Source organism: Kitasatospora sp. NPDC032150 (assembly GCF_055579945.1).
On sequence record NZ_JBVIMH010000016.1, the window covers coordinates 165,410 to 180,678 of the forward strand.

General features: G+C 71.7%; 17 protein-coding genes and 1 pseudogene. 10 read left to right on the forward strand and 8 right to left on the reverse strand.

The features are described 5' to 3' along the window. Window positions 1-133 precede the first annotated feature (133 nt). Window positions 134-448, forward strand: coding sequence for a hypothetical protein (locus ACZ5ON_RS20575; RefSeq protein ID WP_465594343.1), 315 nt, complete (start codon window positions 134-136; stop codon window positions 446-448). Window positions 449-863: 415 nt separating this feature from the next. Next, window positions 864-2,465, forward strand: a complete 1,602-nt coding sequence (gene dacB / locus ACZ5ON_RS20580; RefSeq protein ID WP_465594346.1) for a D-alanyl-D-alanine carboxypeptidase/D-alanyl-D-alanine endopeptidase — start codon at window positions 864-866, stop codon at window positions 2,463-2,465. A 237-nt stretch (window positions 2,466-2,702) separates the two neighbouring features. Here dacB and ACZ5ON_RS20585 read toward each other — a convergent pair whose 3' ends face one another. The 3 genes from ACZ5ON_RS20585 to ACZ5ON_RS20595 all read right to left on the reverse strand — a co-directional run bounded on the left by ACZ5ON_RS20585 (window position 2,703) and on the right by ACZ5ON_RS20595 (window position 3,803). Then, window positions 2,703-2,999 carry a dsRBD fold-containing protein gene (locus tag ACZ5ON_RS20585; protein ID WP_465594349.1) on the reverse strand — a complete coding sequence of 99 codons (297 nt, stop codon included), beginning with the start codon at window positions 2,997-2,999 and terminating at the stop codon, window positions 2,703-2,705. After that, entirely contained in the window at window positions 2,996-3,166 is a 171-nt protein-coding gene (locus tag ACZ5ON_RS20590) for a hypothetical protein (protein ID WP_465594352.1), read from the reverse strand. The genes ACZ5ON_RS20585 and ACZ5ON_RS20590 overlap by 4 nt, the downstream gene beginning before the upstream one ends. A gap of 118 nt (window positions 3,167-3,284) precedes the next feature. Beyond that, a complete protein-coding gene (locus ACZ5ON_RS20595) occupies window positions 3,285-3,803 on the reverse strand; it encodes an HD domain-containing protein (protein ID WP_465594396.1) in 519 nt (172 codons plus the stop codon). An 89-nt stretch (window positions 3,804-3,892) separates the two neighbouring features. On the opposite strand from ACZ5ON_RS20595, the gene ACZ5ON_RS20600 reads away from it, so the two are divergent. Continuing rightward, window positions 3,893-4,528, forward strand: coding sequence for a nucleoside/nucleotide kinase family protein (locus ACZ5ON_RS20600; RefSeq protein WP_465594354.1), 636 nt, complete (start codon window positions 3,893-3,895; stop codon window positions 4,526-4,528). 13 nt (window positions 4,529-4,541) lie between these two features. Here ACZ5ON_RS20600 and ACZ5ON_RS20605 read toward each other — a convergent pair whose 3' ends face one another. After that, window positions 4,542-5,345 carry a DNA-formamidopyrimidine glycosylase family protein gene (locus ACZ5ON_RS20605; RefSeq protein ID WP_465594357.1) on the reverse strand — a complete coding sequence of 268 codons (804 nt, stop codon included), beginning with the start codon at window positions 5,343-5,345 and terminating at the stop codon, window positions 4,542-4,544. Between the two features lie 215 nt (window positions 5,346-5,560). On the opposite strand from ACZ5ON_RS20605, the gene ACZ5ON_RS20610 reads away from it, so the two are divergent. The 4 genes from ACZ5ON_RS20610 to ACZ5ON_RS20625 all read left to right on the forward strand — a co-directional run bounded on the left by ACZ5ON_RS20610 (window position 5,561) and on the right by ACZ5ON_RS20625 (window position 8,700). Next, window positions 5,561-6,619, forward strand: coding sequence for an NAD-dependent epimerase/dehydratase family protein (locus ACZ5ON_RS20610; protein ID WP_465594360.1), 1,059 nt, complete (start codon window positions 5,561-5,563; stop codon window positions 6,617-6,619). A gap of 170 nt (window positions 6,620-6,789) precedes the next feature. Continuing rightward, on the forward strand, window positions 6,790-7,239 hold the full coding sequence (locus ACZ5ON_RS20615) for a MarR family winged helix-turn-helix transcriptional regulator (protein ID WP_465594363.1): 450 nt from the start codon (window positions 6,790-6,792) through the stop codon (window positions 7,237-7,239). Between the two features lie 110 nt (window positions 7,240-7,349). Next, entirely contained in the window at window positions 7,350-7,988 is a 639-nt protein-coding gene (locus ACZ5ON_RS20620; RefSeq protein WP_465594399.1) for an MFS transporter, read from the forward strand. A 127-nt stretch (window positions 7,989-8,115) separates the two neighbouring features. Next, window positions 8,116-8,700 carry a hydrolase gene (locus ACZ5ON_RS20625; protein ID WP_465594366.1) on the forward strand — a complete coding sequence of 195 codons (585 nt, stop codon included), beginning with the start codon at window positions 8,116-8,118 and terminating at the stop codon, window positions 8,698-8,700. A gap of 145 nt (window positions 8,701-8,845) precedes the next feature. On the opposite strand, the gene ACZ5ON_RS20630 is transcribed toward ACZ5ON_RS20625, so the two are convergent. The 3 genes from ACZ5ON_RS20630 to ACZ5ON_RS20640 form a co-directional block, all read right to left on the reverse strand. Next, complete coding sequence (locus ACZ5ON_RS20630; protein WP_465594369.1) at window positions 8,846-9,493, reverse strand: hypothetical protein; 648 nt, start codon at window positions 9,491-9,493, stop codon at window positions 8,846-8,848. 420 nt (window positions 9,494-9,913) lie between these two features. After that, window positions 9,914-10,342 carry a hypothetical protein gene (locus ACZ5ON_RS20635; RefSeq protein ID WP_465594372.1) on the reverse strand — a complete coding sequence of 143 codons (429 nt, stop codon included), beginning with the start codon at window positions 10,340-10,342 and terminating at the stop codon, window positions 9,914-9,916. Between the two features lie 163 nt (window positions 10,343-10,505). Next, window positions 10,506-11,525, reverse strand: a complete 1,020-nt coding sequence (locus ACZ5ON_RS20640; protein ID WP_465594375.1) for a DUF6895 family protein — start codon at window positions 11,523-11,525, stop codon at window positions 10,506-10,508. An 86-nt stretch (window positions 11,526-11,611) separates the two neighbouring features. Between ACZ5ON_RS20640 and ACZ5ON_RS20645 the strand changes: the two genes are divergently transcribed. After that, a complete protein-coding gene (locus ACZ5ON_RS20645; protein WP_465594402.1) occupies window positions 11,612-11,983 on the forward strand; it encodes a hypothetical protein in 372 nt (123 codons plus the stop codon). A gap of 147 nt (window positions 11,984-12,130) precedes the next feature. Here ACZ5ON_RS20645 and ACZ5ON_RS20650 read toward each other — a convergent pair whose 3' ends face one another. After that, window positions 12,131-13,111, reverse strand: a complete 981-nt coding sequence (locus ACZ5ON_RS20650) for an AEC family transporter (protein WP_465594378.1) — start codon at window positions 13,109-13,111, stop codon at window positions 12,131-12,133. Between the two features lie 388 nt (window positions 13,112-13,499). On the opposite strand from ACZ5ON_RS20650, the gene ACZ5ON_RS20655 reads away from it, so the two are divergent. Both ACZ5ON_RS20655 and ACZ5ON_RS20660 read left to right on the forward strand, forming a co-directional pair. Then, window positions 13,500-14,240: a helical backbone metal receptor gene (locus tag ACZ5ON_RS20655; RefSeq protein WP_465594405.1), complete on the forward strand. Its 741-nt coding sequence runs from the start codon at window positions 13,500-13,502 to the stop codon at window positions 14,238-14,240. A 586-nt stretch (window positions 14,241-14,826) separates the two neighbouring features. Continuing rightward, window positions 14,827-15,269, forward strand: a pseudogene (locus tag ACZ5ON_RS20660) (two-component sensor histidine kinase); the annotation flags it as partial.

Below are 15,269 nucleotides of genomic sequence, written 5' to 3' on the forward strand. Positions count from 1 at the left end.
TGGGGGTGGCCGCCGCTGGACCGTCGGGGTGCCGCGGGGCGGGCCGTTCGGATCAGGGAGCACCTCGTTCGGGCAAGGCAGGGGGTGGTGTCGCTGCGGGGTGGCGAACCGCGTACCGGGGGAAGATAGGGCCATGAGCGAGCAGCAGCAGGGTCAGTCGCCGGCGGGCAGCACCGTCTCCTGGGCCACCTGGACCACCCAGGGGATCCTCTCCGGGCGGGGCGGGGTGCTCACCAAGGAGATCGGTGCGATCAGCGGAGACCTCACGGTGCACACCATGTGGATCGACGGGGAGGCCCGGCTGACGGTGCAGTACTCGGGCGCACTGGACTGGTTCACCGTCGAGGGCAGCCCGGTGCCGGCTGCGGACGAGCGGACGGCGCGGGACATCCACCAGGCGATGGTGAACGCGGTGAAGACCGGGGGCGGGGCGCAGGCTCCGCAGTAGCGGTGTGCCGGGCCCAGTGTCTGTCCGTCGGGTTCGGTGGCCGGTTCGACGTGGCTTTGGCGCGGCTTTGGCGCGGCTTTGGCGCGGCTTTGGCATGGTTTTGGCGTGGTTTTGGCGTGGTTTTGGCGTGGTTTTGGCGTGGGTCGGAAAAATCTCCGTCGAAGGTGAGACTTTTCGGCCGGTCGGGGCGTAGAGGTTACTGGTGCCCGGTTCCCCGGGCGCCGGATCGGTGTGAAACGGACCGAACGGTCCCGCGATCATCTGACTACCCGTCGGATGGTAGTTTTCGCCTCACGAAAAGCGGGGGGCTTTCGGCCGTTCCGTACCGGTCTGTGGGGGCCTTGGATTCGCCGTGCCCTGCTTCGGTGCGGTGCGTCCGGGCTGCGCCTCGCCGTACCCGACGTATGGAGCGATCTTGCCTCTGCCCGCACGCCTGCACCGCCGCACGCTGCCGCTGGCCGCTGTGGCCCTCGCCGCCTCCGTGCTGGCCGGTTCCGCCCAGGCGGACACGCCTTCCCCGGCCGACCCGACGCTGGCGGCCGACCTCGACGCGATCCTCGCCAACCCCGTGCTGGCGGGCGCCGAGACCGCCGTCCAGGTGGTCGACCTCAGCTCCGGCCAGGTGGTCTACCAGCACCAGGCCGACGCCTACCTCACCCCGGCGTCCACCATGAAGACCATCACCTCGGCCGCCGCGCTCGACCTGCTCGGCCCCGACTACAAGTTCACCACCGAGGTGCGCACCACCGGAACCCGCAAGGGCTCCGTGCTGGGCGGCGACCTGGTGCTGCGCGGCGGCGGCGACCCCAGCCTGCTGCCGCAGGACCTGGACGACCTGGCCGCCAAGGTGGCCGCCGCCGGTATCACCGAGGTCAAGGGCCGGCTGCTGGCCGACGGCAGCCGGTACGACAACGTCCCGTTCGGCCCGGGCTGGGCCTGGGACGACGAGCCGTACTCCTACAGCCCGCAGATCTCCGGTCTGACCGTCGCCACCGACAACGAGTACGTGATGGACACCGTCAAGGTGACCGTCACCCCCGGCAAGGAGGGTGAGGCGGCCAAGGTCGACCTCTTCCCGGCCGAGGCTCCGCTCAAGTTCAATGGCAAGATCACCACCGGCGCGGCCGGCAGCGCGCAGAGCGCGGACGTCGAGCGCGAGCGCGGCGTCAACGTGCTGGACCTGACCGGCAGCGTCCCGGCCGGCGGCTCTCCCGCGAGTTTCATCGCCACCGTCGAGAACCCGGCCAACTACACCGGCCAGGTCTTCGCGGGTGCGCTGGCCCGGCACGGCGTCAAGGTCGGCAAGGGTGTGGCGGCCGCGACCGGCCAGGAGAGCTCCACCGCGCTGGCCTCGCACGACTCGCACCCGCTGGCCGAGCTGATGCCGCCGCTGCTGAAGCTCAGCAACAACGGCATCGCCGAGCACCTGACCAAGGAGATGGGCAAGGCCAAGGGCGGCGCCGGCACCTGGGCGGCCGGCGTGAACCAGATCGGCGCCTTCCTCAAGGCCAACGGCCTGTCCAACCCGGCCGGCCGCCAGGTGGACGGCTCCGGTCTCTCCCGCTACGACCTGGTCACTGCGGGCAAGATGACCGGTCTGCTCAAGGTCGCCGCGGACAAGCCGTGGTTCAAGAGCTGGTACGAGGCGCTGCCGATCGCCGGCAACCCCGCCAGGATGGTCGGCGGCACCCTGGCGACCCGGATGGTGGGTACGCCCGCGGCCAACAACGTGCACGCCAAGACCGGTTCGATGAGCGGCGTGGACAACATCTCCGGCTACGCGACCGCGCCCGACGGCCGCAAGCTGGCGTTCACCGTGATGGTGAACAACTACGCGGGCGCCCGTCCGCGTGCCGCCCTGGACGCGATAGCCGTCCGCCTCGCCGCCGGTCCGGCCAAGACCCCGGCCGCCAAGGTGGCGCCGCGCAACGCGCCCGCCCTCATGGCGCCTTCGGGCGATCTCCCCGCCGCCCCCGCCACCCGCTGGGACGACTGCGAGACCATCGGCCGCTGCTGATGCATCCGGTCAACCGGCGCTCCCGCTGAGGGAGTTGGCACACCGGACGAGAACGCCCCCAAGGCCCGGTCGGCACTCGCCGGCCGGGCCCGGTCGTTGCCGTCCCTCGGGCGGCCGGTGCTCCGGGGACAGCCGTCGTCGTCGGGCGGACCCACGGTGCGTGCCGACAGAACCGCTCCTCGGCCCGTCCGCCGGGCCGAGGGGCGAGCTCCGATCACGTGGTCCGCACCCGTCTGTTCACTCCTCGTCGCGCCGACGGGCCGACTCGGCGGCCTCGGCCGCGACCGAACCCGCGTGGACCAGCCGGTGGCCCAGTTCGATCAGGGCGCGGCCCGCGGCGAGTTCGTCGCCGATGACGGTGGCGGGTGGGTCATGGGGGCTACGTCGGGCCTCGGCGTCGGCTGCCAGGATGTTCTGGCCGGTGTCCAGTTCGAGGTGGGCCTGGGTGAGGTCGCCGTCCTCGGTCAGCCTCAAACGCATGGTCCACTCGGTGGTGTGCGGCGGTGCCTGCCGCTCGGCCGGGTTGCCGCTCACCGCCGGGTGTCTTCCGTCGGCTCGTCGAGGCGGTCGCCCTCGGCCTGCGACTCCTCCCACGCGTGCGCGGTCTGGTACGAGGTGACGCCCTCCTCCGGGTCCAGTGCCCGGATGTCCTCGCGCTCTTCCGTGGACTTGTCTGCGAACTTCTCCTGCATGTCGGCCATCGCGGGCTCCCTCTGCTCGAACCCGGCACCCCCCGGCTGCACGCCGCGGCGCGCGGCCGACCGGGCAGCACGTAGCTGTTCTGCTACCAGCCTGCCCCTACCGCGCCGTACGGGCCACTCACCCTCTGCCCCCGGCGCCGGGATCCAGCTCGGCGAGCAGTGCGGGGTTGACGGTCTCGACGATCGCCCGTACGTCCGCCGCGGCCACCGCCGGCCAGAGGACCTCGCGGGCCGCACGGTAGCGGGCGGCGAGGCGCTCGCGGTCGGGGGCGGGCAGGCGCTCGGCGCGGGCCGGGACCGAATTGTGCGCATTGTCGGCGATCTTGAGCAGGGTGGCCGAATAGTCGGTGGTGATCTGCCGGAGCATGGCCCGATAGTCCGCACCGGGGGCCTTGGTCACCCGGCGGACGGTCGCGACCACGCCGAACGGCACACCGGCGCACAGCAGGTCGTCGGCGCCGAGGTCGGTGTCCTCCAGGACGTCGTGCAGCAGACCCGCCATCTGCAGGCCGACACCGAACGGGGCGAGCCCGGCTGCGACCGCGCGCAAATGCCCGAGGTAGGGTTCACCGATCCGGTCCAGTTGTCCGGCGTGCGCATCGGCAGCCAGGGCCTCGACCTCGGCAAGAGTCAACACGGGCACGGCGGTTCCCCCGGGGAAGCAATCGATGATCAGTTGGCTTGCAATATAGTCGAGTTGTCGAACAGGAGAGGAAGCGCCGGGTCGTGCAGGTGAGACCGATCTCCCCCGAGCGTCTGGCCGACCTGCTCGCCGAGCGGATCGACACCCACCCGGCCGGGACGGACGGCCGGAGGCTGCGGATCGCCATCGACGGAGCGCCGGCGGCCCGCCCCGGCGAGCTGGCCGACTCCCTGGTCGGACCGCTGCGGCTGCGCGGCCGCCCGGTGCTCCGGGTCTCCGCCGGTGACTTCCTCCGCCCGGCCTCTCTGCGCCTGGAGTACGGCCGCCACGACCCGGACGCCTATCACGACCTCTGGCTGGACGACGGCGCGCTCCTCCGCGAGGTGCTCGATCCGCTGGAGCCCGGCGGGAGCGCACGCGTCCTGCCCTCCCTCCGGGACGCCGCCACCGACCGGTCCACCCGCGCGCCGTACAGAGAACTCCCGCCCGGCGGCGTGCTGTTGCTGGACGGCGCGCTGCTACTCGGCCGCTGGCTGCCGTTCGAGCTGACGGTGCACCTCGCGCTCTCCCCGGCCGCGCTGGCCCGCCGGACTCCGCCGCAGGAGCAGTGGACGCTCCCTGCCTTCGCCCGCTACGAGGCAGAGACCGGCCCGACCGAACTGGCCGACCTCACGGTGCGTGCCGACGACCCGCGCCATCCGGCACTCGTACTGCTCTGACACCGCCGCCCGGTCAGCCTGCCGGGGAGGGGCCGCGCTGGCAGCGCGGGCACCAGAAGGCCGGCCGGTCGCGGCCCCGGTCCGATGCGTGCGGGGCGGTGCGGATCGGCGTACCGCAGCGCAGACAGGGGCGGCGGGCGCGGCCGTAGACGAAGTTCCGGCGGTCGGGACGCGTATCGCCGGTGGTGGGATGGCCCGGCCGGAGCTTGTTGGCCTCCAGGAGCTGGTGGGCGCGGGCGAGCACCCGGTCCAGGACGGCGACCCCGCCGAGCGGGGTCCAGGGGGTGACCCCGGCCAGGAAGCAGAGCTCGTTGGCGTAGACGTTCCCGATGCCGGCCAGCTTCCGCTGGTCCAACAGGGCTTCGGCGAGCGGGAGTTCGGGCTGATCGCCGAGCCGGCGCAGCGCCTCGGCGAGATCCCAGTCCGGCCCGAGCAGATCGGGGCCGAGGTGTCCGACGACGCGCTGTTCCTCGGCGGTACGCAGCAGTTCGACGACCGGGAGCCGGTACCCGACGGCGGTGTGCTCGTCCGTCGCGAGGACGGCGCGGATCTGGTGGGCGGGGCCGCCGTGCCAGCGTTCGCCGGTCCGGTAGAGCTCCCAGCTGCCGTCCATCCGCAAGTGGGTGTGCAGGGTGAGGCCGCCGTCGAAGCGGGTCAGCAGGTGCTTGCCGCGCGGGACGACCTCCAGCACCTGCCGCCCGCGCAGATCGGCGGTGGCGTGGGCCGGCACCCGCAGGTCCGCCCCCGTCAGCAGCCGGCCGGCCAGGGCCTGGCGCAGCCGGGTGGCGGTTCGGTAGACGGTGTCTCCTTCGGGCACGGTTCCATGATGCCGTGCGCCCGGGTGCACACCGACCGGGTGCACACCAACCGGGTGCACACCGACCGGGTGCCGCCCGCGCGGCCGCCGGGCGTGCCGGGTGCGCCGGGCGTGCCGGGTGCGCCGGGTGCGCCGGGTGCGCCGGGTGTTACGAACCTCTGACGTCCGGCCCGGACACGGGGACGGGGGCGGGTCGGCCGGCTAGCTTCGCCGGCATGGAGATTCTGGTCACCGGCGGTGCGGGGTTCATCGGGTCGGCGGTGGTGGCGCGGCTCGTCGCGGCCGGCCACGCGGTACGGGTGCTGGACGCGCTGCTGCCCGCCGTGCATCCGTCCGGGCGGGAGCCGGCGCGGCCGGCCGGGGTGGAGTTCATCCGGGGTGACGTGCGCGACCGGGCGGTGGTGGAGCGGGCGCTGTCCGGCGTGGACGCGGTCTGCCACCAAGCGGCGGTGGTGGGCCTCGGGCTCGACCTGGACGACGCGCCCGACTACGTGAGCTGCAACGACCTCGGCACGGCCGTGCTGCTGGCGGCGATGGCACGCGGCGGGGTACGGGATCTGGTGCTGGCCGGGTCGATGGTGGTGTACGGCGAGGGGCGCTACCGCTGCGCGGTGCACGGGGACGTGGCACCGGGTCCGCGGCGGATCGTCGACCTGGACGCGGGGAACTTCGAGCCGCCGTGCCCGCACTGCGGCCGGCCGCTGGCACCGGGCCTGGTCGGCGAGGAGGCGCCGACGGATCCGCGCAACGTGTACGCGGCGACCAAGCTGGCGCAGGAGCATCTGGCGGCAGCGTGGGCGCGGGCCTGCGGTGGCCGGGTTCTGACGCTCCGCTACCACAACGTGTACGGGCCGGGGATGCCCCGCGACACACCGTACGCGGGGGTCGCCTCGCTGTTCCGCTCGGCGCTGGCCAGGGGCGAGTCGCCCCGGGTGTTCGAGGACGGCGGCCAGCGGCGCGACTTCGTCCACGTCGCCGACGTGGCCTCGGCCAACCTCGCGGCGCTGGCGGCGGTCGGCGACCGTCCGGCGGGCAGCGCCCGGGTGTTCAACGTCGGCAGCGGCGCCGTGCACACGGTCGGCGAGATGGCCGAGGCGCTGGCCACGGCCTACGGCGGCCCGCGCCCGGTGGTGACCGGCGAGTACCGGCTGGGCGACGTCCGGCACGTGACGGCGGACTCGACCCGCCTGCGGGACGAACTCGGCTGGCGTCCGACGGTCGACTTCGCGGACGGCATGGCGCGGTTCGCGGCTGCGCCGCTGCGGGGGCGGTGAGCCCGGCTCGGCGCCCGCCCCCGCGGCACGGCCCGTCCCTTCGCGGTCGCGGACCGGCGCAGGTGCCGCTGCCTCGCGGCTCGACGGCGGTGCCGCCACCGGGCCGGATCATCAGTCCAGACTGCACAGCAAAGCTGGACAGACTGGACTGAAGGTTTTAGCGTGGAGGCATGGAGCAGAGCACCGGGAACATCTCGGAGTCGGCCGCCCGCGCGGCAAGAGAGCTGCGCGTGGTGTTCACCAGACTGCGCCGACGGCTCTGGGAGGTCGCCGGCAACCAGGACCTCACGCCCTCCCAGCTGTCCGCGCTCAGCCGGCTGTCCAAGGACGGGCCGATGTCGGCCAGCGAACTGGCGGCCGCCGAGCGGGTCCGGCCGCAGTCGACGGCGGCCACCCTCGCGGTGCTCGACCAGCGCGGACTGATCCAGCGACACCCCGACCCGGAGGACGGCCGCCGCCAGCTGGTCACCCTGACCGAGCTCGGTCACGAGTACGTCGCGGGCAGCCGGCAGGCCCGGGAGGAGTGGCTGGCACGGGCACTGCAGGACCACTGCACGGAGGCCGAGCGCCGCACCGTGATCGAGGCACTGACCCTGTTGGATCGACTCGCCCAGTCATGACCTCGATCATCGCGTGCCTGAGCCGATCGCTGCGCCGCCCTCCGGGGGGCGGCGGGCGGGATACCCGGCAGGACCGGTCCGAGGGCTTCAATCGCAAGCTGATCGCCCCGATGGTCCTCGGTTCGGTGCTGAACCCGGTCAACTCCTCGATGATCGCGGTGGCCCTGGTACCGATCGGGACCGCCTTCGGAGCGTCCCCGTCGCAGACCGCATGGCTGGTCTCCGCGTTCTACCTGCCAGGCCGGGGGCTGAACGCGTCGATCGCCGGACTCGTCCTGCTGCCGCTGTCGCTGAGTGCACTGCTGGTCTCCGGCGCCACTGGCCGCCGCAGCGAGATCCGGGGCAAGCTCGTGGCCGGCGGCCTCTTCCAGATCGCTGCCTGCGCCGCGCTGTTGCTGGTCGACTCGGGGAGCTCCCTCTGGCTGCTCGTCCCTGTCGGCGTGCTCATGGGCATCCCCCAGGGCCTGAACGGCCTCGCCAACCAGAACGCCCTCTACCACCAGGCGGATCCCGCCCGGATCGGCTCCGCCGCCGGGCTGCTGCGCACCTTCATGTACCTCGGCGCGATGACCGCCTCGGCCGCCACCGCCGCCTTCTTCGGCGAGGGCGCCCGGACGGGCGGGCTGCACCGGCTGGCGCTGTTCATGCTCGCCGGTGCCGTCCTGCTGCTGGCGGTGACCCTGCTGGACCGCTCACTGCACCGGGTCGGCCGGTCGACTGCGCAGGCGCAGGTGCAGGCGCGGGCGTAGGCGCAGGTGCAGGCGCGGGCGTAGGCGCAGCCGGTCCAGGCGCAGCGGTAAACACGAGCGGCTGCGTCGACACCTGTCACGAACTCCCTTTGCCGTACTGATCGTTCACCCCAGAAAGGGCACATCCATGGCTCTCACCGCACTCGACCCGAACACCGCGCTGGTCCTCATCGACCTGCAGCACGGGATCACCGCTCTGCCGACCGTCCCGTACACCGGCCCCGAGGTGGTGGCCCGCTCGGCCGAACTCGCCGCCGCCTTCCGCACCCACGGCGCTCCGGTCGTCCTGGTCCGGGTGACCGCCGCCGCCGACGGCTCGGACGCCGTACCCGGCCGCACCGAGGCCCCGCGCCACTCCGGCGGCCTGCCCGAGGGCTGGGACGTCATCGTCGGCGACCTGGCGGGCCACTCCGGCGACATCACCGTGACCAAGCGCAACTGGGGTGCCTTCCACGGCACCGACCTCGACCTGCAGCTGCGCCGCCGCGGTGTCACCCAGATCGTGCTGGCCGGCATCGCCACCAGCATCGGCGTGGAGTCCACCGCCCGGGCCGCGCACGAGCACGGCTACCACGTCACCCTTGCGACCGACGCGATGGGCGACTTGGACCTGGAGGCGCACCGCAACTCCGTCGAGCGGATCTTCCCCCGGCTCGGCGAGACCGGTACCACCGCCGAGATCCTGGAGCTGCTGGCCAAGACCCGCGCCTGACCTGCCGCCGCAAGCCGCCGCTGCCGCCGCTGCCGCCGCTGCCGCCGGGTCGCCGACTCCCGTCCGGCGGTCGCGGCGGATGCGGCGGTCGCACGCGAGCCGGGCACGGCCCGGTAATGCCACCACGTTCGGGCCCCGGGCCAGGTCACCCGGGTATGAACATGCAGCCCAACAGCCCCGCCTGCCTCTCCACTGCCGCGCGCCACAGGGGCACGATGCCGTCCAGCATCGTCGCGGCCTCCCCCGGGTCACCGTCGCCGCTGTCGCACAGCCACTCCACCGCGCGCTGTCGGGCCTCGCGGCGCTGCTCCGCCGTCAGCTCCAGCGCCGCAAGCACGTCCGGCAGGGTCTCGCGCACCTGCTGCGAGGTCAGGACCATGTCACCGAACCAGCCCGGCAGCAGGGCGAACCGACGCGGCCCCAGGCCGTGGGCCAGCGCGGCCGCCGGGAATCCCTTCCGGCAGCCCGGGGCGAGCGCCAAGTGCCGCCAGTCGGCGGGGATCCGGTCCAGGGCCGCGTAGATCTCCTCGCAGTGCTCGTCCAACGGGCAGGCGCTGGACAGCTCCTGGAACGCCTCGCTGTCGGCGTCCAGCGCCATCGACGGCCCCGACCCGCGACGGCGCAGCGCACGCAGGCCGCCGACCCGCTCGGGTGCCGCGCTCCAGCGCCGCCACAGCTCCTGGGTGCGGGCGAGCTCGCGCTGCCCGTCGATGTGCGGGCCCAGCAAAGGCGCCACGTCGTCCACCACCTCGTCCGGCACCGCGGCCAGGACCCACATCCCGAGAAAACTCACCGCACCTCCCGCCCCTCCGTCATCGGGAACGCTAGCGGGCGGCACCGACACCAGCGGCGGCGCCCGGTCGCCCACCCGGTCCACCACCGCACTCGCCGACCCGGCCTGCCACACCAACTCCATTGCGAAGCAGTCAGGTTGGGATCTGCAGCCGCGGCTCCCGGCTCGCTGGCGGGCTGTTCGCGACGGCCGGGATCCGCGCTGTCACCGAACGGCTGACGGTACGGAAGAATGGCCCGGAACAGCACGGACGGGAGGAGTCGGCATGACGAGCGAGGGCCGTCCGGTCACTTTGCAGGGGCTGGCCGACCGCTGAGCGGCTGCCCGACCGGACGCGGCACAACGGGGACGGCGACTACGGGAACGGCCGCTTGAGGGCCGTCCGCATCACGTCGGCACCACCCGACACCGCCCGGGCCTTCAGCGACGGTTGAACCAGGCCGCCGCGTCGGCCGAGGCGAACTGCCTGATCATGGCGGCCCCCACGGCGATGCCCACGAGCGAAGGCATCGCGCCGCCCGAGAACAGGGCGATCAGCGAACTGAGGATACCGACCGCTTCGAGCCCGATGACGGTCGGCCGAACCCAGGCCGCCCGCCGCACCACCAGCACGCCGCACACGGCTGACAGCAGGCCGATCACCACCGAGACGACACCGATGGTGCGCAGCAGACCACTGCCGTACCGCTCCCCGACACCGTGATCGTCGAACGTGGCCGCACTGCTGAACAGCACCCAGCCGACCAGCAGATTGACGACCGCCTGGAAGCAGATCACCCCCGTCGCGATCTTGAGTCCTCGTGGCATCCGCCCGGCCGTCCCGGGTCCCGCCGCCGTCTGTTCCACCATTCCGACCTCCGTGAAGGACTGGTTCGTCACAGGTGCACTCAGGCCGTCCAGGTCGTGACACCCTGCCCCCCGAGAAGACCTCGACCCGCGCGTGTCGCCGATTATGTCCCACCCAAACGATTGCGCCAGTCGTTTGGGTGAAACTGCGTCAGGCAATGTCTGTTCAGGAGAGTTGGGTGCGGCTGGCGGCACCGAGGGCGGCGAGGGCAGTCAGCGTCGGGTGGTAGGCGCGGTCGAAGGAGTCCACCTCCGGAGCGAAGTGCACGGCGGGGACGATACAGCCGGTCGCGAGGGCGGTCCGGGAGAGGGTGTCGAGCACCTGCCGATGGTGCGGGTTGAGGGGCAGGCCGCACCAGAGGGCGGCTGCGGTCAGTTCTGCGGCGACGTCGAAATCACCCAGCCGTAGGCGGGCGGCGGCGGCGGGGCCGAGGGTGCGGGCGAGCCAGGCGGCAAGGCGAGCGGGCCAGAGTGGGGTGCGGTGGCCGAAGCGGGTGGCGAGGAAGCAGGCGTGGGTGAGGTCGTAGAGGGCTGGGCGGGCCGCGACGCTGAGGGCGGGGGCGGACGGGTACCGGCGCATCAACGCCTCAAGCCTTCGTGTCATCTGCGGGCCGTAGTCGTGGATACCGGCGAGATCGGTTGCGATGGCGTGGTCCAGGTCGGGGCCGGGATCATTGCGGGGCGGCATCGCGAAAACGGCTCTGACGATGTCGTGTGACCTGAACCGGCGGCCGGTGATGCGCTCGATGGCGATGAAGACGAGCAGTGCCGATTTGAAATTATGGCTTGCGGCTGCTCCGGAGGCGATTATCTCGGGCAGCGCCCGGTCGGCGGGGAGCAGCAAATCCTGGCATTTCTCGGAGACGAGGCGAGCCCAGGTGCCGTTTTTCACTGGCGAACGCGGACCCACTACTCCGAACAGGACGATGGACAGTTCACAGGCTGGCCGGATCTTGATGGACCATTCCGCCGCCGAGCCGACGGGCCCGGGCGGGAAGAAGTGGCCAAGGTGTGACTCAAGCCAGTCACACAGTGCTTGCTTGGCTTCGATTTGAGCCAACGGGCTCCTGCGCTTCCTTCGAAGTAGCGGCCCCAGGGGCTGATACCTGATACCTCGACTTCCGGCGCTGGGAACGGTTCCCTGCGACTTTCGCTCGATTGGCGGAGTTATTGGACAGGATGGCATGGGTAATGATTAGCATACGAATCTACTCTGCCGCAAATCAACAGAAAGGCGCTTGATCAACCATGGGAAACCAGACTGCAGAGGCTATGGCGACCGATAGAAGCTGCCCGGTGTATGTGGTCAACAACACCGGAGGCACCCTGAGCGAGATCACCTTTACCCACCGGTACGACGGTGAATTCAAGGTGAGCAAAACCTTCACGAACCTCGCGAACGGCAGCAAGGAGTACGCATTCGACGCGAAGTACCGCACGGGGTTCGTGACGACAGGCCACGACTACTGGTGGGTGAGTTTCAAGGCCGAAGGCCACGTGTTCGCCTGCAAGGACGACTTCTACTGCTACCTGACGGCGGATGACGACGGCAAGGACGTGCTTCTGAAGGTCACGATGAACAATTTCCACGTCGGCTGTCCGGCGTCGAGCAGTTGCGACGTGGCCATCCACCAGGTCGGCTAGAGCCGGCTGCGGGAAAGGCGGCGCCACGGGCCGACATGGTGGCGCCGCCTTGTTCGGTGTTCCGGCGGCACAGACGGAGGACGCCGTCATTGGCGGGGCTACCAGAGGGGCGTGAACCTACTCCTGCGGACCGTACCGGACGGTGCACTAGCCACGTCCGAGCAGCCAGCCCGCCACCGAGAGCGTCCCCATCGACAGCAGGGTCGAGAACATCACCGAGTCACGGGCCAGGGCGGCGTTCAGGCCGTACTCGCGGGCGTAGATGAAGACGTTCTGCGCGGTGGGCAGCGCGGAGCAGACCACCACCGCGAGCAGCTGGTGCGGGGGAAGGTGCAGCACCAGGCTGCCCACGGCGAGCGCGACCAACGGCTGTACCAGCGTCTTGGTGGCGACGGTGAGACCCAGCTCGGCGCGCTGCGCCGAGCTGCCGGCCGGCCGCCGGGCGTGCAGCGACATCCCGAGGGTGATCAGCGCGGTCGGCACGCCCGCGCCGCCCAGGACGTCGCAGGAGTGCCCCAGGGTGGGCGGCAGGTGCCAGCCGGCGGCGGAGGCGAGCGCCCCGAGCCCGGCGGCCAGGACGATCGGATTGCGCAGCGGCACCGCCAGCAGCCGGGACGCCCGCCCGACCCGTTCCCCTGCGGCGTCACCGCCCTCGCCCGCGGCACCACCGCCCTTGTCGGCCCCGGCATCCAGCAATGTCAGGGCCACCGGGGTGACCACCAGCACCTGGAAGACCAGCACCGGCGCGATGAACGAGGCGTCGCCCAGCACCTGCAGGGCCACCGGGACACCCAGGTTCGCGGAGTTGACGTACCCGGACGCCATCCCCGCTATGGTCAGGTCGGCCAGGCCCCGGCCGAACCACCACCGGGCGGCCGCGGCCCCGAGCAGCGAGGCCACCACAGTGCCGGCCACGAAGGCGAGCATGGACGTGTTCGCGAAGCTGTCCAGCGGCGTCCGGGAGATCATCATGAACAGCGCGGCGGGCATGGCCACATGGAAGACGAAGCGGCCGAGTACGGCCTCCGCCTGCTCTCCCAACAGGCCCGTGCGGCCTACCAGATAGCCGACGGCGGTCAGTGACCAGATGGGGACGAAGGCGGCGAGCAGGGGGTGCAGGGTGTGCATGGATCCTCGACTGGTCCTGGGCGGTCTGCTCGATCCGTTAGATCTGCTCGATCGCTCTTTCGGGTGCTGCAGATGCCCGGGATCTCCGGGATCTCCGGCCGCTCCGCAGTCAATCAGGCCCCGCCGGCCGCCGTTCAACCGGCTGTCGCCACGCCGAACTCCGCTACTGACCCACCGTCAGGAAAATGGTGCCGTCGGGGCGTTCCCTCGGCACTACCGGAACGGCCGCCGGGTCCCGACCGCCACGGGGCCGCGCCCCCGGGCGGGTACGGTGAGCCGGTGAGCAGGTGAGCCGGTGAGCAGGTGAGCAGGTGAGCAGGTGAGCGAAGCTTCCCGGACCGAGACCGACGACCAGGGCACCGCCGTACGACTCGGGCCGGTACGGCGGGTGGTGTCGCTGGTGCCCTCGCTGACCGAGGCCCTGGCCGCCACCGGGCCGGGGCTGCTGGTCGGTGCGACCAAGTGGTGCACCCACCCGGCCGGGCTCGCGGTGGAACGGATCGGCGGCACCAAGAATCCGGACGTGGCACGCATCATCGACCTGGGACCGGACCTGGTTGTGGCCAACGAGGAGGAGAACCGCGCGCCCGATCTCGCGGCGCTGCGGGCCGCCGGGACCCCGGTCTGGGTGACCGAGGTCCGCACCCTGCCGCAGGCGCTGTCCTCGCTGGACCGGCTGCTCACCGTCGCCTGCCGACTGCCGCACCCCGCCTGGCTGGACGCGGCCGGGGCGGCCTGGGAGGCGGTGGGCGAGCCGCTGACGCGACTGCGGGCCGTGGTGCCTGTCTGGCGGCGGCCCTGGATGGTGCTCGGCCGGGACACCTTCGCCGGGGACCTGCTGCGCCGGCTCGGCGTGGACGTGATCCACGCCGACCACCCGGAGCGCTACCCCGCCATCCCGATCACCGAGTTGCTGGCCGCCGGCCCCCGACTCGCCGTACTGCCCGACGAACCGTACCGCTTCACCGCCACCGACGGCCCCGAAGCCTTCCCGGGCATCCCGTGCGCCCTGGTCAGCGGCCGCCATCTCACCTGGTACGGCCCCTCGCTGGCCGAGGCTCCCGCCGTCCTCACCGCCCAACTCCACGCCGCACCAGGGGGACGCCCCTGTCCGGACCACGAGGCGTAGCGACACCACGCCCACAGGCGCGGTCACCGCGCCCATCGGGACTCACGACGACCGGAAACCGAACCTGTTGTCGTCACGGCTGGTCGGATCGAATCAATAACCCATAAGAAACAAGTCAGTAGGCTGATCCCATGAGGACGAAATCCTCGCAATAGCAGCAGTCAAAAGTTCATTCGCTTCAGCCGCTCCCCGATCGAACGACCGCACACCAATCACCTCCACGCTTCCGTGGAAGTCGTGCCCGATACCCGCCCGCGCGGCAGGACCGAGTCGGTGGCGAACTCTTACGTCCGCCCGACACCAGGGCGGAGAGGATAGGAGCGCAGCCCATGTGCAGGTGGATGGCCACTTGACCGCAGGCCGGGGCCGAAGCGCGCAGGACGGCTGTCGTGCGGCCCCGCGTGCACCAACCAGGCAGGCCGGCAGGTGGAACGATCACCACCCGCCGCCCGGCCCTCTCGAAAGGCAGCTAATGAACCCGTCGTCTCCGGCGCGCGAGACGCCCAACGCACCCACCGGGGACGGCAGGTCTGCGGCGGGCTCGTTCAAAGGCACCCCTCCGTCGGCCCACCGGCCCGCTCGTGCCGTGTCCCTGCCCGACGACGGCATGCCCGCCCGACTGCCCTTCCGCCCGACCATCCGGATCAGGCTCACCCTGCTCTACGGCGGGATGTTCCTGATGGCGGGCGTGGTCCTGCTGGTGCTGATGTACTTCTTCGTACGCCAAGCCATGCGCGACGCCGCGCTGCCGCCCATGACGATCGGCCCGGGTGTGCAGATCGTCACCCCGGACGGCTACACCGTCTCGAACGGCAACTTCAACCAGTGGCTCGATCACTACGAGGTCACCCGCATCGACGCGGCCCTGAACACCCTGCTGCGCAAGTCGCTCACGGTGCTGGTGTGCCTGGCGGTGATCGCCTTCATGGTCGGCTACGCGATGGCCGGCCGGGTGCTGCGTCCGCTGGGGCGGATCACCCGGACCGCGCGCGAGGTGGTCTCCTCCGACCTGCACCGCCGGATCCAGCT